11 protein-coding genes and 1 other RNA gene are annotated in these 21,660 nt (G+C 45.8%); 2 read left to right on the forward strand and 10 right to left on the reverse strand.

Translation table 11 applies throughout. The features are described 5' to 3' along the window. The first annotated feature begins 98 nt into the window (after nt 1-98). A complete protein-coding gene (locus HQ43_RS07660) occupies nt 99-344 on the forward strand; it encodes a thiamine-binding protein (protein ID WP_036791808.1) in 246 nt (81 codons plus the stop codon). A gap of 100 nt (nt 345-444) precedes the next feature. On the opposite strand, the gene HQ43_RS07665 is transcribed toward HQ43_RS07660, so the two are convergent. The 10 genes from HQ43_RS07665 to HQ43_RS07700 all read right to left on the reverse strand — a co-directional run bounded on the left by HQ43_RS07665 (nt 445) and on the right by HQ43_RS07700 (nt 17,667). Next, nucleotides 445-2,178: an alkaline phosphatase gene (locus HQ43_RS07665; RefSeq protein ID WP_081964570.1), complete on the reverse strand. Its 1,734-nt coding sequence runs from the start codon at nt 2,176-2,178 to the stop codon at nt 445-447. A gap of 25 nt (nt 2,179-2,203) precedes the next feature. Beyond that, nucleotides 2,204-4,912 carry a transglutaminase-like domain-containing protein gene (locus tag HQ43_RS07670; protein WP_052103150.1) on the reverse strand — a complete coding sequence of 903 codons (2,709 nt, stop codon included), beginning with the start codon at nt 4,910-4,912 and terminating at the stop codon, nt 2,204-2,206. A 32-nt stretch (nt 4,913-4,944) separates the two neighbouring features. Beyond that, a complete protein-coding gene (locus HQ43_RS07675; RefSeq protein WP_036791811.1) occupies nt 4,945-6,015 on the reverse strand; it encodes an ATP/GTP-binding protein in 1,071 nt (356 codons plus the stop codon). 276 nt (nt 6,016-6,291) lie between these two features. After that, nucleotides 6,292-6,444, reverse strand: coding sequence for a 50S ribosomal protein L34 (gene rpmH, locus HQ43_RS09715; protein WP_036845879.1), 153 nt, complete (start codon nt 6,442-6,444; stop codon nt 6,292-6,294). 93 nt (nt 6,445-6,537) lie between these two features. After that, on the reverse strand, nt 6,538-7,275 hold the full coding sequence (locus HQ43_RS07680; RefSeq protein WP_152567507.1) for a tRNA1(Val) (adenine(37)-N6)-methyltransferase: 738 nt from the start codon (nt 7,273-7,275) through the stop codon (nt 6,538-6,540). 799 nt (nt 7,276-8,074) lie between these two features. Beyond that, a complete protein-coding gene (locus HQ43_RS07685) occupies nt 8,075-11,341 on the reverse strand; it encodes a S41 family peptidase (RefSeq protein ID WP_036791816.1) in 3,267 nt (1,088 codons plus the stop codon). 88 nt (nt 11,342-11,429) lie between these two features. Beyond that, complete coding sequence (locus HQ43_RS07690) at nt 11,430-12,716, reverse strand: YihY/virulence factor BrkB family protein (RefSeq protein ID WP_161785897.1); 1,287 nt, start codon at nt 12,714-12,716, stop codon at nt 11,430-11,432. A 139-nt stretch (nt 12,717-12,855) separates the two neighbouring features. Continuing rightward, nucleotides 12,856-13,250, reverse strand: an RNA gene (gene rnpB, locus HQ43_RS09580) — RNase P RNA component class A. A gap of 68 nt (nt 13,251-13,318) precedes the next feature. Further along, nucleotides 13,319-15,388, reverse strand: coding sequence for a molecular chaperone HtpG (gene htpG, locus HQ43_RS07695; protein WP_036791822.1), 2,070 nt, complete (start codon nt 15,386-15,388; stop codon nt 13,319-13,321). Nucleotides 15,389-15,432: 44 nt separating this feature from the next. Then, nucleotides 15,433-17,667: an ATP-dependent Clp protease ATP-binding subunit gene (locus tag HQ43_RS07700; protein WP_235305959.1), complete on the reverse strand. Its 2,235-nt coding sequence runs from the start codon at nt 17,665-17,667 to the stop codon at nt 15,433-15,435. 919 nt (nt 17,668-18,586) lie between these two features. Here HQ43_RS07700 and HQ43_RS07705 point away from each other — a divergent pair. Continuing rightward, entirely contained in the window at nt 18,587-21,391 is a 2,805-nt protein-coding gene (locus HQ43_RS07705) for an ATP-binding protein (RefSeq protein ID WP_200879551.1), read from the forward strand. Nucleotides 21,392-21,660: the final 269 nt, after the last annotated feature.

The following is a 21,660-nucleotide window of genomic DNA, read 5'->3' on the forward strand; positions in this document are numbered from 1 at the left end:
TTTCTCCGAAAAGGGAGGGTGGCGGACCGGAAAAAATGTGCTAACTTTCTCGCGTGAAAAACAAATTATTGTTGAACCTATGTTAAAATATGTGCATTATGAAGTGTTCCGTAGAGCTGAGTTATTACCCCCTCGGCAATGAGTTCAAACCGGCGGTAAAGGCGTTCATCGCAGACCTGAAAACGCATGACGAGATCAAGGTGGAGCCGGGAAGCATATCCACGCGCGTCTTCGGGGAGTATCGCACGGTGATGAGGATACTCACGGAGGCGATGGAGCGCGCTTTCGAGGTGCCGCACTCGGTGTTCGTGATCAAGATCCTGAACATGGACAGAGACAAGTAGGCAGCCGCTCTGCCCGATGAGGACAAAAAAATATTCCCGATAAGAGATTCGCTCCTATCGGGAATTTTTGTCTCCTCGTGCGCCCTCCGGGCACGGCTCGTTACTCTATCCAGCTTCTGATGTCGGCAGGGAGATAGAGCTTGTCGCGCTTGTCCACATAGACCGCCACGGTGGGCATCTCCCGTTTGGAGAGGATCTTTTTCCCCTGCTTCAGCGTGGCGATGTTCGTGTACGCCTCGATCTCCAGCGTCTTCCCCCGCTTGCCTTTCACCGTGAGCGTGGCTTGCCCTTTTTCGTCGGAAGTCAGGCGGAACTTCATCCCTTTGAACACCTCATCGTGCGGGGCAAAGTAGCGGTCGCTCATCGCAGGCAGCTCATCGCCCATGCCCAAGAGCGTAGCCATGTAGCGGTGCAGATCCGTGTTTTGGTTCACGCCCACGAGCTTGTCCACCTCCTCCGGCGTGTACACGGCAAGGAACACCTCTTCCGCCGTGTGCCCGTTGGTGGTGAAGCCGAGCGGTATCCGGGCATGGAAAAAGTGGTTGATGAGTGCCGGAAGAGTGCCCTTGTAGCCTCCGTCGCCTATCTGCTCTTCGGAACGCTCCTCGGCAGGCTTCGGGCTGTTTTTGTACCCTTTGCAATCGGCAAGAAGTGCCAGCTCTTCCTCCGTGAGTGCAAAGCCGGCGTGCTTCTCCACGATGGCGCGAGCTTCGGAGTAGGGGTGCCTGTTCAGCTCTTCGGCAATGAACTCGGAGGTCTTTCGCACTGCGGTCAGAGCCCCGAACAAGTGCTGTCCGCTCGCCGTCGTGTAGGGCACTTCGCGCCGTCCCAAAGAAAATCCGCTGTTGCCGTGATCGGAAGTTACGATGATCACCGTGTTGCCGTCCTTCTTGGCAAACTCCAACGCCTCGGCAAACGCTTTGTCAAACGCGATAAACTCCGTGACGAGTGCCACGGGATCGTTCGCGTGCGCAGCCCAGTCCACCTTGCTGCCCTCGACCATCAGGAAGAATCCGTTCTCCGAACGCTCTCCCGAAGAGAGGCGGCGCAGCGCATCTGCAGTCATCTCCGCAAGAGAGGGAATCTCTGCCGGATCGCGGTCTATGTCGTAAGGGACATCGGCTTTCTCGTAGAGCTGCCACATCCTCGGATTGGTGTCTTTGGAGGCTCCCTCTCTGTCGTTCAGAAAGACACTCACGCCCGACTCGGTGAGATGTTTGCGGTGCTGCTCGGATAGCAGACCGGCACCTCCTCCGATGACGACATCGAGCCGGTTGTGTACCATCTGCGGCACGATCCAATCGTACCTCTTCCTCGAATAAGAGTGCGCCGCGCAGTCCGCCGGAGTGGCGTGCGGAAACTCGCAGGTGAACACCAGCCCGGTCTTTCTGTTGTGCTTGATCCTTGTAGCTTCAAGCAGCGTCATGAGCGGCCTCAAAGATCTGGTCGTATCCACCGGAACAAGGTCGGCTCCCGGAGTGCTCATGGGATAAGTGGAGATGTATCCCGCTCTCGATGGCATCCCGGTCATGTAGCAGGAAGTGGTGGGCGCGGAGTCCCCGATGGGTGCGTCCGAAGAGAATGTGATGATGGTCCCACTCATGTAAGGGTCCAGATGCAGATGCTTGCTCTCCGCATCCATGTACCTCTGATACCAACGCGCTCCCGACACAGCAGAGAGTGAGGTGCCGTCGGCAATCATAAGGATGACGTTCTTGGCTTGCTTCACAGGTTTTCCGTTGGTGGTCTGAGCTGCCGACGGAAAGGATGCCCATACGGAAAGAACACAGACAGCAACCGCTGTCGCAGATTTGAGGGCGAGTCTTATTTTCATTGATGTAGTGTATTTGAGATGAATGTTACTTGACTTCTGAAACGACCTTGGATATTCTGTCTCCTATGCCTATGGTATAACCTTGGGATACGAACACGACACGTCCGAACGTATCGCAAACGGCAAGCAGAGGATACTCGAAAGGAATGGCGGTCTCCGTACCGGTGGTGAGGAGCTTCAGTATGGAGCCGTCCGTGTCTTTGCCCCAGAATGCTTCCGGAAGCAGATCCATCGCAGAAGGTGCTCCGTCTCCCTGCATCTGTTGAAGGACAACGACCGGAAGTGTGAGGCTCTTGCTCTCTTCGTTCCACATGGACTTGCGAAGATCTCTCAAGATGTGGTCGGTAGGCTCATGGTGATCCTTGCCCAGCACCAGTACATAGTAGCCTCTTCCCGTAGAGCTTAGCAGCGTTTTTTTGCTGTCTGTCTTGAGGTCGTGATACAGAGCTTCCGGATTCATGCTGCCGATGACGGATATTGCCGTGGTGTCTCTGTCGAATGCCATTATATTGGGAGTGTCTCCACAAGTGAGCTTGCGGAATGCAACCAATACACCTCCGGAAGCAAGACGTGTCCCGGTGATGATGTAGTTGTTTTCGTATTCCAAAGGATTCTTTACGGTCTCTTTGTAGCTCAGACCGTCTGCCATGTCATAAGTAACAGGCGCACCGGATGGCGAGATGTAGCCAAGAGAGAAGTTGTAGTAGTACTTCGGATCTGAAAGATAGGGCAGCGGTGTATAGTCGAGCCTGATCTTGCATGTGCCCGCTTTGTCCGGATTCACTTTGCTCTCCTCTTCCGGAGCTATGGCAAAGAGCTTGTAGCCGCCATCTTCGGTGTAGATCTTGGAGACGCCGATGGTGCCGTCGTATTCCGAAAGCACGCCTGCCGCACGGCACAAGCGCACAAAGGTAAATGCCAAACTGCGGACATCCCCCACCTTGTGAGAGAGTACCGTTGCCGGAGAAAGCGGATGACGGATGGGGTTATACTGCTCGTCCACTTTGAATGTACGAAGATAAGAGACTATCTTCTCGGCTCTCTCTGTTGCGGAAAGAGCAGTCCAAGATGCTTCTTTCTCCGAACTTTCTGTGGCGTTATCGGCAAAGATGACCTTCAAGGCTTCGTTGAGAGTCTCTTGTACGGGGAATAGCTGTTCGGTGCCGACACGAGGAGAGAGGAGATACTTCACCTCTTTGTCGGATGTTCCGCCTTTATAATGTTTCATGACATCGGTCAGCACATCGTACGGAACGTCATGCAGGTCTTTCTTTGTGAGCGAAGAGAGAAGCAGAAGTCCGAGTTCCCTCTGTTCGGGAGCAAGGTTCTCCATAAACTTCAGGATAGTATGATGGTGTCCTCTGCTTTCGATATAAACTTTGCTCCAAAGTTCTTTGTTTTTCAGACCGAGCGACTTAAATGTCTCTTCCACCCGGAGAGAGCCGGGGAAGGTCGCGAGGTAGGCCTTTCTGATGGAGTCGTTCTCCACGATGCGGAGAGCACAAGCCCTGATAGCCGTACTGTCGATAGTGTTGGAAGGTGTTACCGCTTCCGGAGGGTTGATGACCCAGTGAAGCTCCGAAGGCATCTCCGCAAATGGTTGGAGGTTCAGCTCCAATGTCTCGCCTCCTGCGCGTACCACGCCCATCGCCATGGCTTCTATTCCGTGCTCCGCTGTGGCAAGCATGTCTCCGATGCCGGTTTCGAGAGCGGCTTCTCCCTTTTCATCCGTAAGAATGTTCGTGATAGGGAAAAACTCCGCATAGTTGTAGAGTCTGAACGATACCTTCACATCTTTTTGCGGAACACCGTCTTTCAACACTTTTACTCTCGCCGGAGCTGTCGGCACATAGAGAGAAGTGAGGTTGAGCTCGGTGTATGTCGGGAACTGCTTCAAGGATGCTTCCGATCCGCTATAAGCACCAAATGCTTTGGTATGCAGCATCATGGCACGGCGTACAGGGGCATCGAACCAGGCGTTGTTGAGTACCGGTGCCGGCTCGCACGCTCCAAGGTAGTACCACTTGCCATCTACCCAAGCCTCTACCCAGGCATGGTTGTCGTCCGTATGCGCCCATCTGGGAGTATAGACCTGTCTGGCAGGAATACCCACCGAACGCAGTGCGGCAACGGTAAAGGTACTCTCCTCACCGCAACGTCCAAGAGCATTTTGCAGAGTGTACACAGGTGAAGAGGTACGTCCGTCGGATGGCTCGTAGGTTACGTGTTCGTTGCACCAGTGATTCACTTCCAGCACGGCATCCATCATGGATAGACCTTTTACTCTGTTCTTTAGCTCTTCGTAGAACAGCTCTCTACTATTGTCCAGAGCTTCGTTATTGACCCGAACGGGAAGTACGAAATGACGAAAAACATCTGCCGGAACAGACTTCCCCCAAGGCATTTCCTCTCTTGCCTTGTAACTGGTCTCTATGTTCTTTACATAGAATGCCGTGCTGTAATCGAGCATATCCGGGGTGATCATATAGCCATACAAAAAGTCCAATGCTTCTTGTACCGGTTGGGACACTTCGCCTGTGGGGACATGGTCGGAAACAGGTAAGCCCAGATAGGAACATTTCTCCTGATAGCTTTTGATGGCTTCATCAAGAATGCTTTTGGGGAAGAGAGCAGAGTCCGTACTCTTCTCTCCGGACTTAGAACATGAAGAAAATGCAGATCCACCCAGCGTAACAAGCAGGATGGAAAGTATTAAAGATAGATTCTTTCTCATATAATGGATTGATTTAGGTTGTTTCTTCTCTATTATTGCGGATGTTCCATTACGCTTCTATCCACCTCTTCCAATACCTTTATAAACGGCGGAAATTTGATTTCGGATATAGGCTTGGAGGTCATGGTGTGTAGAAGCGAGTAGCTGTACTGCGGAGACAAGAGGGTGTCCACTTCGAGGGCAAGTCCTCTCCAGACAAAGCTCTTTCTCCTTTTGTGTATAACGGGAGCATCCGGCTCTATATGTCTGAGATATATAACGAACTCTTCCGGTGTGATAAGGCGTTCTACTTCTGCACTCTTACCCTCCGAAGTGGTACGGAAGAAAGAGTGAAAATAGACGAAGTTGCCGGCTGTTCCGCGTTTCTTGATCTTTGTATTTCCTTTTATGTCCGTATTGAGCATGTACTCGAATATCTCTGTCTCTATACCATAAGGTACATCACCGGTTACCTCTACCTTGAATGTCCTTCGGGTTTCATCGGCTGTTTCATCTCCCACAACGCAGGCAATCTCACGGATGGTCTGCTCTATCTTGGCATCGAAATCACTATTGTTTTGGACGATGCGCAGGTTCGGATGCCCTGTCCAGGCACTTAGAATCTTACCATCCAACTCGCGAGCCAATTCTACCGTCTCTGTTCTTGCCGCATTGTTTTCGATGGTATAGAAGTCTTCCGCTCCGTCTGCCGCTGTTACCATGTGTATTACCGCATCGTATCGGGCATCTCTCAGCATCACTTCCGAAAGGGAGAGTTCGTCCAGCATGGCTTGCCACATATTTGGGTCCATGTATGCAGAAATATCCATGGTACCTCTGTCGGATATGATCAGTACCGGTTTATTGACAGACTTTGCCAGCTCATAGAAGATGTTTTCCATTTGGAGCTGAAACTTCAAGACCGCTTTTTCCGCATTGTAGAAGTAGGTCTTATCGTCCGTAAGGAAGTTGACGGAAGCCGCCGTAAATATCGTGGGGATTTCGGGTAAGGCATACACCAAATATCCTCTTATGGTAAATCGCTCTATGATCTTCGCCATTGCTGTGGTCTTACCGGCGCAAGGCCCTCCCGTGAGCGCTATTCGTACTATATTTTTGTTCATTTTTTATTGACTTTTTTGACCTCTAAAGTTAGCAATATTATTTCACAACAAGAGGGAGATAGCCAATTCCGAATCGGGCTATCTCCCTCTTTTGTCTATTGTGATTTCTTAAGGCAGAGAGCTCAACCTTTCTGCCCCGGAAGAGAACCATTTTGGGGTGAGGAGGTCAAGGTATCTGCTTGAAGCTTTCTGTCTGTACAATAAAAAACTTCCCTTGCAGTCTGAAACTGTAAGGGAAGTCTATGATAACAGCTCCGCAGGGAGCATCTGTTCTTGTTATCTTGGATACTCGTCAGAAACAGTTAGCTTAGCTCTGCCTTTAGCTCTTCTGGCTGCGAGAACTCTACGTCCGTTTGCCGTTGCCATTCTTGAGCGGAAGCCGTGTTTGTTTCTTCTCTTTCTGTTAGAAGGCTGGAATGTTCTTTTCATTGCTTTTTAACTTTTTATGCTGTTTTGATTTGTCTTCTTTTCTTTGGTCGGGCAAAGATAGTCAATTTATTTTAGACTGCCAAGAAAATAGTGCTATTTATTCAAGACCGAATCCGGCATAAACGGCATCATAAGAGCTTTGTACTCCGCTGTGTACCTGTGTCTCTCTACCTCTATGACCAGCTCGGACTCTTCTATTAAACCCTCTCTCTCCTCCATTTTCCATGTACTTAGAAAGCGTTTTACCGGAAGATCCTGTCGACCTCGTATGGCTACTCTCCGGTGTAGTATCAGTCCGCACTCTTGGGCGGCTGCTTCGTACTCCTGTGCCATAGATGCAGGATATATGATGGCAACCTCTCCGTGTCGGCTCAGCATCTGCTTTGCCCTCCGAAACAGAGTGATTGCCGGGAGTGTGATGGCGTGTTTGGCAAGAGTTTTTAACTCGGATGGAGAGCTGTGTGTAGCCGTAAAGTAGGGAGGATTGGAGACAATAAGGTCATAGAGGGGGAAGCGTTCCGAAGAAAAATGTTCTATATCGGCATGGACAAACTGCAGTTTGTCCGGATAAGGAAAACCCTTTCTGTTCTCCTCCGCATCCGCAATGCTCTCTTCGTGTATATCCACTCCCACAACGTTGCTACTGCCGAATCTCTGAGACAGCATCAGTGCCACAATGCCGCATCCGGTGCCTATATCCAGTATGGTATCCGGCTCAAACTGCATTGTGCTGCCAGCAACGGCTCCAAGGATAAGCGCATCCGTACCCACTTTCATGGCACTTCTGTGATGAGCGATGCTGAACTGTTTGAGATGAAATTTCTTGTCCACAATATTGTTTTAGGGTATTGTAACCGGGGCGGATGGTGCAAGGCAGTTTTATGCACTGTTTCCACTCCCGATTTTGTTTGCAAAGCTACAAGTTTTTATTGCTTTTCGGATGTTTTGGCGAGAGTGGATTTTTATATATTCCATCCCGAAAAATGCTCACTTTTTTCGGTCTCTCTATTTTGATCGGAGGGGTTGTTTTCAGAGCACGACCGAATTGTTAAATCAGGACTGTTTTATTAACACAAATTCCGATACTTGTTAAGCAAAAACGCTAAACGAGCATATTGTTTCGGCTTAACGTGTTTAATTTTTCAGTAAACACGTTTACCGATTTCATTGAACACGTTTACCGATTTCGATTAACGTGTTTAGCCGAAATTGATAAAATGCTATATGCCAGTGTTTTATGTGTTTTTACCCTAAAAAGTACCCAAAAAGGCAGATTTCTTTATTAGGAAACGTTTACAGAAATGGGTGTTAAAATTCACACCTGTTAACGCGAAAAACGCCCATGAAATGGACTGAGAAAAAATTTTTTCCAAATTCGAGCTGATTTATATTTGCCTTATTTTTAGGGGATTATCCTCTTCTTGCGATTTGGTTGAGGGAAAAGAGAGCAAAAGTGGAAGAGAGCGGTGGCTCTTCTCTGCACTCTGTTTTTATATAAAAGTGCACGCAAAATCCCCCTATATTTTGGGGCAAAAGGAGCAGAAAAGAGAGACATAAAAAAGAAGCTCCGGTATGAGATTTTTCAATCTTCACACCGGAGCTTTTTCTCCAATATTATGGACGGAAGGGGTTACTCTTTTTTACCGACCTCTTTTAGCAATGTTTCTACTGCTGCTTCCATCTGTGTGTCTTTGCCTTTTAGGGCTTTATCAAAGTCGAGACGCACTTTAACGTCAGGGTGCAGCTCGTAGTTTTCGAGATATATACCCTCTGCGGTCTTGTAACCAACGGCAGGAATACCGAAGTACAAGCTCGGATCTTGAAGCGTAACCCAGTTGACACTCGTCATGGTTCCCGGAACAGGCATACCGACGAGCTTACCTATACCAAGGTGTTTATACACCCATGGTGTTCCGTGAGCGTTGCTGTAGTCCGCTTCACACATGACCATGACAGACTCATGATTCCATCTGCGAGACGGCATTTCGCAGTAATCTTTTCCACGAATCTGCTGTTGCAGATATTTCTTTCCGGTAAAGAATACTTCCAAGTCTTCATGAAGACGTCCGCCACCGTTGTAACGAATATCTATAACGATGCCTTCGCGGTCGTAATAGCGTCCCATCACTTCGGAGTAAACCGTACGGAAGCTTGGGTCTCCCATTGAAGGGATGTGTACATAGCCTAAACGTCCTTTGGATAGCTTATCAACCTCATCGGCACGCTGCTTAACCCATCTCTTGTATAGCAGATCTTCGAGCTGTGAAGAGGAGATACCTTTCACGGTTTCGCTCCAACGCTCTTTGCTCTTAGGGGAGTAGAATGATACGGAAATGTTGCGTCTGATCTTTCCATTAAGGAGAGGGAAGTAGTCTTCGCCTGCCTTGATATCTTCACCATCAATCTTCTCGATGATGTCGCCGGCTTTAACCTTGCTTCTGAAGTTGTCAAACGGACCACCTGTTATCACTTCATCCACAAGCAGACCATCCTTGCCCTTTTCCCAAGAGAGGAATAGTCCGAGCTCCGCAGTAGGTTCGGAAGCTCCGCTTCCTCTGTAACCGGATCCGGTGTGAGAGACATTAAGCTCTCCAAGCAATTCGCTCAGCATTTCGGCATAGTCGTAGTTGTTGGAGATGTAAGGGAGATAGCGAGAGTAGTGTTTGGTAAGTTCGTCCCACTTTACACCGTGCATGCCGGCATCGTAGAAGCGAAGACCTTCTTCACGTTTAACGACATTGAACATATATTCGCGCTCAGCGGCAAGGTCTGTCTTCCATTCAGCCTGGTACGAGATCGGCTTAAAGGTCTCTCCTGCCACGGTCATCTTCTGAGGTTGAGCCCCAAGGATGAAGATCTGCTTGCCCTCTTTGTCCATCTGGAACTGTGCTCCTCCCGAATCCATCTTTCTTAGCAGTTTTGTGGAGCGTTTTCTCAAGTCATAAGACCAAAGGTCGTATCCGCCTTCAAATGCAGAGAGGTAGTACATCTTCTTGCCATCTTTGGTGACGATAGCGTCTCCCAAGGCAGAAGAGTTCGGTGTAAGACGAATGATGCGATCCTCCATGTTGTCGAACTCGATATTGAGATCTTTCTTTTCGGGAGCTTTCTTCTTATCCTCTTCCTTCTTTCCTTTTTTCTCTTTCTTCTCTTTCTCTTCTGCCTCTTTCTTGATGTTCTTTTCTTCTTCCGAGAAGAGTTCAAACTCCTCTTCGTTCATCTTGAACTTGTTGTAGGCCTCTCTGTTCATGAAAGCGATCATGACATCGGACTGAGAACCCCAAGAGGCGTGATTGCGCATACCATAACGTTCGCTGTGGAAGATGATGGCATTGCCGTCCATAGCCCAATGCGGATTCATGTCGAAGTATCCGCTGTTGGTTACATTGAATATCGGTTCTCCGCCTTTGGCACTAACGATACCTATATCATAATAGGGTGCGTGGTTTCTGGCAACGTAAGAAATGGCAAACCATTTGCCGTCCGGACTCCACTCGAAGTTCATATCGCCATCTTCTCCATGCTGTGTAGAACCATCGGTGATCTCTCTTATCTTTCCGCTTTTGAGGTTGTACACGGCAAGTTTTTTACGTCCCAACACGAATGCTACCTCTGTTCCATCGGGAGAGAATGCGGGATGCATCTTCTCTACTTTATTGCCCGGAATGAGAAGTTCTTCCTTAATAATGGTGGCATTGGGGAAGTTCTGCTCGTTCTTGTTTACTATTGTTGCTTTGTAGAGATCCCATTTGCCGCTTCTGTCGCTTGCATATACGATAGAGCGGTTATCTGCTCCGAAGGTTACACTTTGCTCTCCGGAAGGGGTGTTGGTTATTCTCTTTGTTGTGCTGTAATCCACTGATGTTACAAACACTTCTCCTCTGGATACGAAAGCAAGCTGTTTCCCATCGGGAGAGATGCTTGCAGACTGATAGCCTTGTAGAAAAAGACGTCTGTCTTGAACATCGGAGATGTCTGTTGCAACAGATATATTGACCCGTTGGGGCTTTTGTCCCGGAGTCATGGTATATATCTCTCCTGCATATCCGAAGCATAGCTTTCCGTCTTTGGATGTGGAAAGGAAGCGAACCGGATCCCCTTTGAACGATGTCAGAGCCTTGACAGTCTCGCCATTACCATTGATGTCTGTTTCATATACATTCATAGAGCCACCCTTGCGTTCGCTCAGGAAATAGACCTTTTTCCCGTCCGAACTGTATACCGGATCTCTGTCTTCTCCGTCATGTTGGACTACAAATCTGTGCTTTCCACTCTTGAGGTCATATTCCCAAATATCTCTGGAAACAGAGGAAGTGTGATGCTTTCTCCACTCATTCTCGAATCCTTTGAGGTCTTGATACAAGAACTTGCTACCGTCTTTGGAGTATGATACAGCTTCAGCAGGTGTGGAGATAATCTGCTCGGGTCTTCCTCCATTGACAGACACGGCATAAAGCTCGGATAAACGTCCTGTGGGGAAAAGAGCACTGGTATGAGGGTCTTGGATGTGCGCTTTGAATACCACGCTTTTGCCATCCGGAGTGAATGTGCATGGGGTCTCAGCTGTAGAGTGAGTAGTAAGCTGCTTAGCCACTCCTCCCGTTGAGGACATGATATAGATGTTTACACCGGCATTGTTGCGAGTGCTGGTGAAAGCAATTTTTGAGCCATCGGGACTCCAGACAGGGCTTTTCTCGTACCCCTCGTTTGTAGTAAGACGGACAGCCTGACCGCCTTGAGCAGATACCTTATAGATGTCTCCTTTGTAGCTGAACGCAATCTCTTTTCCATCAGGAGAGATTGCCGGATAGCGCATCCATAAGGGACGTTCTTGAGCAACACCGCTCCAAGCAATCGTGGCGAAGAACGTTCCTAACAAAACTCTTTTTAGTTTCATGATTTTGATTTGTGATTTTTAATAGAATATCTTTATTCTTGAATGTGTACTATCTGTTTTTGTTCCGGAAGAAATAATTGGGAATCAACTAAATATCGAGAATATTCTGCTGCATTACGGCTTCGTCTTTTCTGATATCCCTTGTTGCCAATATGGTTTGCCACTCTTGATCGAACCGCTTATAGGTCTCTTGTGAAAGATTTTCAAAGCCCAAGGTATCCAACGCGTGTAATATTTTCTGCACACTGATGGTATGAATATCTACGTTGGGCATGTATCTGAGAGTTCTTGGGAGATCAATATTGGGGATCTCACGTATAAGCCCTGTGGCAACAAGCCTGTTTAACATATCTCTTACAACGGTGATTGGGATGCGGCTCTCTTTTGAAAGACCTTCGATAGAGTATGGTTTGCTTCTCTCATTCTTGAATGCCGTGGCGATCTTCTTCATTAGTATCAAGGCAACAAAGTCTTGGAATCTTCTGGATACGTTATCTTTTTCTGCTCGGAACAGATATAGCGATGTGTTTTCTATGGCATAGCTCAGATGCGCACCGAATAGGCAGATGACCCATGAAAAGTTGATATACATGAGTAGAAGTGGAATAGCTGCAAAACTTCCATATATCGCATTATATTTTGTAACCCAAAGCATCCCGGAGATATACACCCACTGGAATAGGGAAAAACCAATACCCGCAACCGTTCCCCCTATGAGCGCACTGGAGAAGTGTACTCTTGTATTGGGAAAGATGAGAAAGAGGGTCGTGAATATACCTATAACGATGCAGAAAGAAACAGCGTGAAGAAGAAGTGTAACAATGGGTGTGAGACTGATGCTATCTATTATGTTTACGTTGCCTAAGGATGAAATGAAGATGTTGATACCGGAACTTAAAGTCATCAGAACAGGAAGAAGGATAAAGGCAGCAAGGTATCCGAGAATACGTCTGCTCCAACTTCGAGCTTCTTTAATCTGCCAGACATCATTGATAGTATCTTCTATCGAGGAGAGCAAAGAGATTACCGCCCATAGAAGAAAGATAACACCAATACCGATGAACAGCCCTCCTCCTTTTGTTTCAGCGATATACTTTTGAGCAAATTCCAGCCCTTGCGACAGTTCTAAGCGGTGTGCAGGGAGATATTCATACAGCTGCTGTTGTACGGTTTCCTGTACACCAAATGCGGCAGCAATACTGATAAGAATAGCCAATAACGGGACAATGGACAGAATGGTAGAGTAGGTCAGAGCTGCGGACTTGCGCATCGTGTTACCTTCAATAAACTCCGCTATGGTGATATAAAGCACCCTGAGAGTATTGGTCATCTTTCCCTTCACTCCGGTAGTCTCGTCAGGGAATATGCGCCACATATCTACAGTGATAAATTTGTACGCCATCCGGAAGGAGTAAGACATACATTTTGCAAGGCTCTTCTTGGGTTTTCTTTGCCCGTCAGGCTTCTTCTTTGGAGCAGAGTCTGTCATATATCGAATATAAAGTGTGAAGAACGAAAGAGACAAAGCTATAAGCCGGGTTCTGTGCCCTCTCCGAAGATCAGGTGCTTGTCATTTATCTACTATTGCAGTCGCCTGCAATCTCTAGCGATCTACCCCCCGACATTGTGCGAGCAACACTTAGACGTCGGTATACATGATCTTACAACCCATAACATACACGGACAAGACATATCACTATGCCTCCGGTGAGCTCTTACCTCACCTTTTCACCCTTACCATTAAAGTCAAGACTCCAATGGCGGTTCTTTTCTGTTGCATTAGTCTGCCTTTTTCTCTATCACGCATGAAAGGACAGGCAGCTTCCCGTTAGGAAGTATGGTGCTCTACGTTGCCCGGACTTTCCTCTCCGCCTTGAAACCTTAGCGCAGCGACAAGCTACTTTGTCTCTTAGTCCGTTCTTCAAAAAAGTTACAGGTGGAACCTAACATAAGATTCCACCTATACAAAAATAGCATTTATTTCCCAACTATTTCGAGCGAGCGAGAAATAAAGCTGTCCAGCTGCTTCCCGTTCAATAGTCCATTGGCAAGGAGTGCGAGGTCGATCAGTTGTGATATTATCTTGTCCTGACTGCCGTACTTTTCAAACAGACCTTGTCTTTGCTGTTCGATATCCGAGAGCTGTTTTTTTGTTTCTTCAAGATCGGCTTCCAATGTTTTCTTTTCCTCTTCCGTCTTATCGGTAGAGAGTTGTTGTGTCAGCACATCTCTTCTGGCTTCAAATCCTTTCAGCTCTCCGTTCAGCCTTTTTGCTTCTTCTGCGTGAGTTGCATTAAAGTCTTCCCAAACCTTTTTCACTATCGGGTGATCCACGTTTACCAAAAGCTCGAAGCTGTCCGGTAAATCCCCATAGAAGTTCATCCCTTGCTGGAATTGGGACATATCTTTCATACGTCTCATAAATTCATTTCTGACGATAGTGATAGGTCTTGCATCTGACCCCATGTGAGAAGGAATGATATGGAAATTCTTTCCATTTGCTTTAGGAACAGCCCCTGCAAAGAGTCCGTTAAGACCTGCAAATAGCTCTTTCTCTACCTCTTTTTTGTTCTCTTCTTTGGGGATCAAGTTTGTTATGGCATCGCTATCGACGCGTGCAAAGCGAACATTCTCCCACTTCTGTTCGAGCATTGATACAAGAGGCATATCCAGTCTGCCATCCAAAAGAAGTACATCATATCCTTTATCCGTTGCCTCTTTTACGGCAGAGTATTGCTCTTCTATATTGGTGGAGTAGAGTAGAACAAGCTTACCATCCTTGTCTGTTTGAACAGAGGAGATAAGGTTTCTGTACTCCTCTTCCGTATAGAGCTTCTCTTCCGAGTTTTTCAAAAGGAAGAACTTCTTGGCTCTGTCGTAGAATTTTTCTTCCGTCAGCATACCATATTTCACGAATAGCTCTAAAGCAGACCACTTTTCCTCGTACGAAGGACGGTTGTCTTTGAACAGTTCGTCCAGCTTATCTGCCACTTTTCTTGTGATGTAAGAAGATATTTTCTTGACATTCCGGTCGCTTTGAAGGTAGGAACGGGAAACATTCAGAGGAATATCCGGAGAATCGAGCACACCATGCAGGATGTTGAGATAGTCCGGAACGATACCTTCTACGTTCTCAGTAACAAAAACCTGATTGCTATACAGCTGTATCTTATGCTTGGAGAGGTCTATATTATCTTTTATACGAGGGAAGTAGAGAATACCGGTAAGATTAAACGGATAATCAATGTTCAGATGGATCCAGAAGAGAGGCTCATCCATACCGCCGAAACCTGCAGAGGGATAAAGCTCATTATAGAAAGAGAGATAATCTTCGTCTTTCAGATCGGCAGGTTTCTTGGTCCATGCAGGTTCTGTGGTGTTGATAATAAGTTCTTTATCTGTGTCCACATATTTGCCATCCTTCCACTCCTGTTCGTATCCGAATGCAATCTGTACGGGAAGGAAGTGGCAGTACTTCTTGAGCAGGGCTTTTATCTTGTCCGGATTCAGAAACTCCTTATTCTCTTCATCTATATATAATATAATGTCTGTACCTCGTGTCGTGCGAGTACCCTTTTGCATTTCAAAAGAGGGAGTACCGGTACAGCTCCACAAAACAGGCTCTGCTCCTTCGTTATAGCTTAGAGTGTCTATCTCTACCTTGGAAGCCACCATAAAAGAGGAGTAGAAGCCGAGACCGAAATGCCCGATGATGGCAGCGGTATCGTCTTTATACTTCTCCATGAACTCTTCTGCTCCGGAGATTGCTATCTGATTGATATACTTCTCTATCTCTTCGGCAGTCATACCTATACCGCTATCCGATATGATGAGCTTGTCATCCTCTATACGCAGACGTATGGTAAGATCTCCCAGCTCTCCTTTATACTCGTTCTTGGCACTGAGAGTCTTGAGCTTTTGCGTAGCATCCACTGCATTAGAAACCAATTCTCTTAGAAAGATCTCATGATCGGAGTAGAGAAACTTCTTAATAATAGGGAAAATGTTTTCGCTTGTTACACCAATGTTTCCTTGTTTTGTACTCATATCATTTATTGTTGTTTTATGTCCTGTCTGTTGAAGTGCGGATGTTATTCCTGTACCTTTTTTTGAGGTTCGATATTCAGGTTTTCCATACTGAACACTTCCTTCACGATTGTATCGGTTGCATTGCCGTTGTCATCCTTGACAACATCTATCAGATAGCACTTTCCTTTCTGTACTTCTCCCGAAATCATACCATCCGATATCTTGTTTTCTATATACTTGCTTATGGCTCTTTTGAGAGGACGAGCACCATAGGTGGCATCGTATCCCTCTTTTGCGAGGAAAGACTTTGCTTCTGGAGAGATTTGCACCGATATTTCTATCTCTGCGATACGTTTAAGAAGAGATGCAAGTTCGAGGTCTACTATTTTAAGTATAGACTCTGTACCCAGCGCATTAAAGGTGATGATGTCATCTATTCTGTTCAAAAACTCCGGAGCAAAAGTCTTGCGCAAAGCTTTTTGTATCACTTGCTGGGAGAGAGAGCTAAGGTCTCCGGATGTGTCGCGGAAGCCTATCCCAACGCCGAAGTCTTTTAGCTGGCGAGTACCTATGTTGGAAGTCATGATGATGATCGTGTTCTTGAAGTTCACGGTCTTGCCATTACCATCGGTCAAGATACCATCATCCAACACTTGGAGCAGGATATTGAACACATCGGGATGAGCTTTCTCTATCTCATCAAAGAGCACCACGGAGTAGGGGCGGCGTAGCACTTTTTCGGTCAGCTGTCCTCCTTCGTCGTATCCTACATATCCCGGAGGAGCTCCCACAAGGCGAGAAACGGTGTGTTTCTCCATCAGTTCGCTCATGTCTACCCTGATGAGAGCTTTTTCGGTTCCAAAAAGTTCTATTGCTATCTGCTTTGCGAGATAAGTCTTTCCCACACCGGAAGATCCCAAAAGCAGGTACGAACCGATAGGCTTTTTAGGGTCTCTCAGTCCGATTTTATTGCGTTGTATGCTCTTTATAAGTGTCTCCACAGCATGATCTTGCCCTATCACTTTGGACTTGATCGTAGGAGCAAGAGTAGATAGCTTGGTAAGATCATCCGCCGATATGTTTGAGACCGGTACTCCGGACATGAGAGAGACCGTGCGCTCGACATCCTCGACCGTCACGGCAGGAGGGGGAGTAGTGAAGTCTTTATTCTTTAAAGCCTCCAGATAACGCTCTATTTCCTCTTTTGTGGCAGACTCCCGGTCTCTGTATTTCGCTGCAAGTTCGTAGTTGTTCTCCTTTACAGCGGCATCTTTTTTCAGCCTGATCTCTTTAAGGGATTCTTTTAGGGAGTCCAGCTTGTTTGGTTTATTCTGTTCGAGGATTGCAATATAAGATCCCGCTTCATCCATTGCATCTATCGCCTTATCGGGGAAGTTGCGGTCTGTTATATATCGGGCAGTAAGAGAGACACATGCTTCGAGAGCCTCTTCTTCATACTGAACGTGGTGAAACTTTTCGTAGGTCTCTTTCAGGTCGAGCAAGACATTTTTGGTCTCCTCTTCTGTCAGAGGATCTATCATTACCTTTTGGAATCTTCGTTCCATGGCACCATCTTTTTCGATGGACTTTCTATACTCATCCAGAGTCGTGGCTCCGATGCAGCGAATATCCCCACGAGCCAATGCCGGCTTCAGTATATTGGCAGCATCCAAACTGCCTTGAGAGTTTCCCGCACCCATGATGGTGTGTATCTCATCTATGTACAGGATGATGTCGCTATTGCTCTGCACCTCTTCTATGAGCTTTTTCAGTCTCTCTTCAAACTGACCTCTGTACACCGCTCCTGCGAGTAAGCCTGCAAGGTCGAGAGAGTATATGGTTTTGCCCATAAGGAAAGGAGGCACTTCTCCATGCTCTATGCGTTGTGCAAGAGCCTCTACCACTGCGGTCTTTCCCACTCCCGGCAGACCGAGCAGAATCGGATTGTTCTTCTTTTTTCTCAGGAGAATCTGTGCTATGCGCACTATCTCCTTGTTTCTTCCATATACCGGATCTATCTTTCCTTCCCTTACTCTTCTGTTGAGAGATATGCCATAGAGATCGAGGTTAGGTGTACGGCTTTTGTTCCCTTTGCCTTTTCCGGAGTCGGAAGAGGTTTTTGCGGCACTGCTTTTGTCGTTTTCTCCGGTCAGTAGTTCGTCCCAAGACTCTCCCTCTTCTTCGGAAGAGGGCTGCTCTGTAAGGGCAGAGTCTACTACCTCTTCCATGACAGCTGTCATGAATGGGCTATCGGTTGTTTCGTCTGTAAAGACAGTATTGTATCTGTTTTGCTTCATATCGGTCATGTTCTTTGGTAAAACCTTCCGAAGTTTATACATACATATACTATGCCAAGAGGGAATGCCAAGAGGAGAAAAGGGGATCATGGCGTGTCTTTTTATATAAAAACGGATTCCGTTAGTGGACTCTTTTCTTTTCCGAGACCTTCTTGTTTCAAATCATTTTCACTCAAGACATAAAGAGGCGAACTATATAAATATCTTACTATAAGGGAAATACGAAAAAGTGGAAATTCGGAAAATTTTTCCTCTTGGTCGGATTCAGGGGCTGTTTTCGCGTTAGTATAGGTGAATTTTAACGCCTATGTTTGTGAATGAAACCTAATGCGATTTTGAGCCTAAAAGCAGCAAAAAAGAGCGCAAAACGCTCAATCCTCTAACTGTCAGTACTATAAGTGAAATTTCTAAACACGTTAATCGAATCCGGTAAACGTATTAAATGAAATCAGTAAACGTGTTCATTGAAAAATTAAACACGTTAAGCCGAAACAATATGCTCGTTTAGCGTTTTCGCTTAATAGGTATTGAAATTAGTGTTAATGAAATTGCATAAATTTAACAGTTTGCTCATGCTCTGAAAACAACCTCTTCGATCAAAATAGAAACTCTAAAAAACGGAATGGGAAGAGGTGTATGGAATATATAAAAAATATTTTTCTCCTTTTGAGTTTTAGGTGAATTTGACAAGTGAATTTTGTTCGGAAACAAGGCAAGTTCAGTCAGCACTTTTTCTGTCGGTAGAGAACGACCAGCAGAGTAGATGAAGAAATTCGTTCATTTTCCTTTATTTTCTGGAATATCTTATCTTTGTTGAAAACTTGGTACAATAATCTAAACGAAGCAATGAGTCATGATTCGACTCTCTACATATAGACCTCTCCGATTTTATCTGCTCTTAATGGTGCTGTTTTGGGGTATGTCTTTTTTAGTATCCTGTTCTCGTAAGAGTAAAGATGCACGTAGCTCTTTCTCTTCTCATGCTATCTCAAAAGAGCTGTTTCGAAATAGAAAAAACAAAGACTCTCTTCTCTATTTACTGAATAGAAGTTTGGATAGAGGAGATGACAGAGCGGCAATGTTATGTTATAAGACTCTTGGAAATCTTCATAGAGCAAACTCCTCCTTTTCGGAAGCAATAGAGTTTCATGGAAAAGAACTTGAGATGTCCCTTAAATTAAGCGATACTATTTTTATTGTACAGGGATTGAATAATCTTGGTACCGATTTCCGTCGTATAGGAGCACTTTCTCAAGCATCGGAGTATCACTACCGGGCATTGGTCTATTCCGAAGCATTTTCTAAAGTAGACACTCCCGAAGGATTGAAAGGTAAGATTTCCTCCATGAATGGTATCGGGAACATCTCTCTGACTCTTGGACATTACGATGAGGCTGAAAAGTATTTTAAGCAAGCATTGGAGGGGGAAGTCTTACTTGAAAATAATATCGGGCAGGCGATCAACTTGGCTAATCTGGGAGCAGTATATGAGGCTCGGAAAGAGTATGATGCTGCTCAAGAGTATTACGAGAAATCTTTGGAACAGAATCGGCTGGGCAAATCCTATGTTGGGGAAGGGCTTTGTCTCTCCTATTTGGGAGATATCTATAAGAAGCAGAAACGCTACGAACAAGCCAAGGAATACTACCGACAGTCTTATGATATAATGCAGGAGCACAGCGATAGATTCCATTGGCTTACTTCCTGTATATCTATTGCCGAGATCAATCATCTTGTTGGTAATAAGTCCGAATTTGAACGCTACATATGCCAAGCAGAGCAAACGGCTTTGGAGATAAATGCTCCGGAGCACCTCTCAACCATATATATGTTGAGGCATGAGCGGGATTTTCAGGATGGAAATTTTTATTCCGCTCTCAACCATTACAAGAAAGGTCAGGTCATTAAAGACAGTATCTTGAGTGTTCAGAAGGCAGATCGGTATATAGAACTGAAGGTAAACTACGAACGCGAACAGGCTTTTCGCCAACTTCAAGAGATAGAAACTGAGGTGAAAAAGAAGAAAACCGAAAAAGAGAGAGCCATATATACGCTGTGGGCAGTGATTTTAGTGGCTCTCATGACCTCGGCTCTTTTTTACTACGCATACAGGCAACGGACTCGGAGTAATAGACTTCTGAAAGAGATTGAAAGTCGTCGGACGGAGTTTTTTACCAATATTACGCATGAACTTCGGACACCTTTGACGGTCATAAAAGGGCTGAACAGACAACTTGCAGAAGCAAGAAATCTGTCCGAGAAAGAGAGACAAGTCTATCACTCAGCCATAGACAGGCAGGGGAGCAACTTGTTAAAGCTGGTGAATCAGCTACTTGATATTGCGAAGCTGAGAAGTGGAGGATATGAGCCGGATTGGAGAAGAGGAGATATTGTCTCTTATCTTCAGATGATAGTAGAGACTTTCAAGCTATACGCAGCGGATAAAGGAGTTACGCTCAACTTCTACAACAGGGCTTATGTCCTTGAAATGGATTTTATTCCATTCTATATAGACAAGATCTTCAGCAATCTTCTTTCCAATGCCATCAAGCATACTCCGCCGGGAGGATTCATTAACGTTGTGCTTACTAAGGGACGAAAAGAGAAAAATATCCAATTACAAGTGTCGGATACAGGCGAAGGGATCCCGCAAGAAGAGCTGGATAAGGTTTTTGAAGTCTTTTATCAGAGTCCCAATACCAAGAATGAGACCGGCTCCGGAATAGGTCTCTCTTTCTGTAAAATGATGGTAGAAAAAATGAATGGAGAGATTTCCGTTCAGAGCGAGCCGGGTAAAGGCTCTACGTTTACGGTATCTCTTCCTGTGAAGAGTAAGACTCCATTTAAGGCGATAGCCGTTGATGAGACTTCCCACTCTCTTCCGGCTCCATCGGATATTGTTATTGCAGATCATAGGGAAAGCGATCCGGTAGAGTCTTCGGAGCTTAACAGCATACAGCCGATGATTCTTATTGTCGAGGATAACAATGATGTCTCTCTCTATCTTAAGTCTATGCTAAGAGAGCATTACAATCTGTTGTTTGCTCAGAATGGGGAAGAGGGATTGGAGTTGGCAGAAAAGCATATTCCCGACATTGTTATAACGGATATTATGATGCCTGTCATGGATGGATTTGAATTTTGTAAAAAGATGAAGGAGAGTATGTTACTCAATCATATTCCCATTATAGTGCTTACGGCAAAAGCTTCCGATCCGGATCGATTAAAGGCTTTGAACTTGGGTGTAGAGGCATATCTGCATAAACCATTCAGCCCGGAAGAGCTTCGGATAAGGATGCGGAATATCCTTGAAAACAGACGTCTTTTGAAACAGAAGTATAAGGAGGTTATAGATAAAGAGAACGGATCCGAGCTTCGAGAGCTTAACGATAGAGATTTGAAGTTTTTACAGAAAGTTACCGATCTCATATATTCTCAGTTGAGAAATCCTGAAATGAATGCTTCATACTTGGCAGACAAGATGGCTATGAGCCCCTCTCAACTGAATCGAAAGCTGAATGCCTTGACCGAATACTCTACAATATCTTATGTTCTTCAGATCAGACTCTCCAAAGCAAAGAAGATGCTGAGAGAAGAATCTCTCTCCATCGTAGAGATTTCCGATGCTTGCGGATTTTCCGATCCGAACTATTTCTCTCGTGTTTTCAAGAAGGAAGTGGGTGTTCCTCCCTCTCAATATCAGAAAATGACGCTTGACACATAGTATGTAAAAAGCATATTCTTCAATAAAAAACAAGGAAGTCATCTATTCTTACACGATTTCCTTGTTTTATTTTCTCTTCTTTGTCTATATTTTTATTTTATTGGCAGTAAGTGTTTTATATGCTTTTTATGCTTGAATAGTACAGATAGGCACAACTGTTAATGCCCTGAAAATGTAGAAGTGTGCAGATATAGTGAAGAGTCGAAGCCGGCTAAAGATCTACATTTGTAGTGTAAAAACAAGTCAATTATTAAGGTCGGCTTCAAGAG

Origin of the sequence: Porphyromonas canoris, assembly GCF_000769115.1 — a bacterium.
GTDB classification, from domain to species: domain Bacteria; phylum Bacteroidota; class Bacteroidia; order Bacteroidales; family Porphyromonadaceae; genus Porphyromonas_A; species Porphyromonas_A canoris.

What these genes read in the sequence shown, in the direction of transcription:
- HQ43_RS07660 (WP_036791808.1), top strand. Translation starts at nt 99, where the DNA reads ATGAAGTGTTCCGTAGAGCTGAGTTATTACCCCCTCGGCAATGAGTTC.
- htpG (WP_036791822.1), bottom strand. Translation starts at nt 15,388, where the DNA reads ATGAGTACAAAACAAGGAAACATTGGTGTAACAAGCGAAAACATTTTC.
- HQ43_RS07705 (WP_200879551.1), top strand. Translation starts at nt 18,587, where the DNA reads ATGTCTTTTTTAGTATCCTGTTCTCGTAAGAGTAAAGATGCACGTAGC.
- HQ43_RS07675 (WP_036791811.1), bottom strand. Translation starts at nt 6,015, where the DNA reads ATGAACAAAAATATAGTACGAATAGCGCTCACGGGAGGGCCTTGCGCC.
- HQ43_RS07700 (WP_235305959.1), bottom strand. Translation starts at nt 17,667, where the DNA reads ATGAAGCAAAACAGATACAATACTGTCTTTACAGACGAAACAACCGAT.
- HQ43_RS07665 (WP_081964570.1), bottom strand. Translation starts at nt 2,178, where the DNA reads ATGAAAATAAGACTCGCCCTCAAATCTGCGACAGCGGTTGCTGTCTGT.
- HQ43_RS07685 (WP_036791816.1), bottom strand. Translation starts at nt 11,341, where the DNA reads ATGAAACTAAAAAGAGTTTTGTTAGGAACGTTCTTCGCCACGATTGCT.
- rpmH (WP_036845879.1), bottom strand. Translation starts at nt 6,444, where the DNA reads ATGAAAAGAACATTCCAGCCTTCTAACAGAAAGAGAAGAAACAAACAC.
- HQ43_RS07690 (WP_161785897.1), bottom strand. Translation starts at nt 12,716, where the DNA reads ATGTGGCGCATATTCCCTGACGAGACTACCGGAGTGAAGGGAAAGATG.
- HQ43_RS07670 (WP_052103150.1), bottom strand. Translation starts at nt 4,912, where the DNA reads ATGAGAAAGAATCTATCTTTAATACTTTCCATCCTGCTTGTTACGCTG.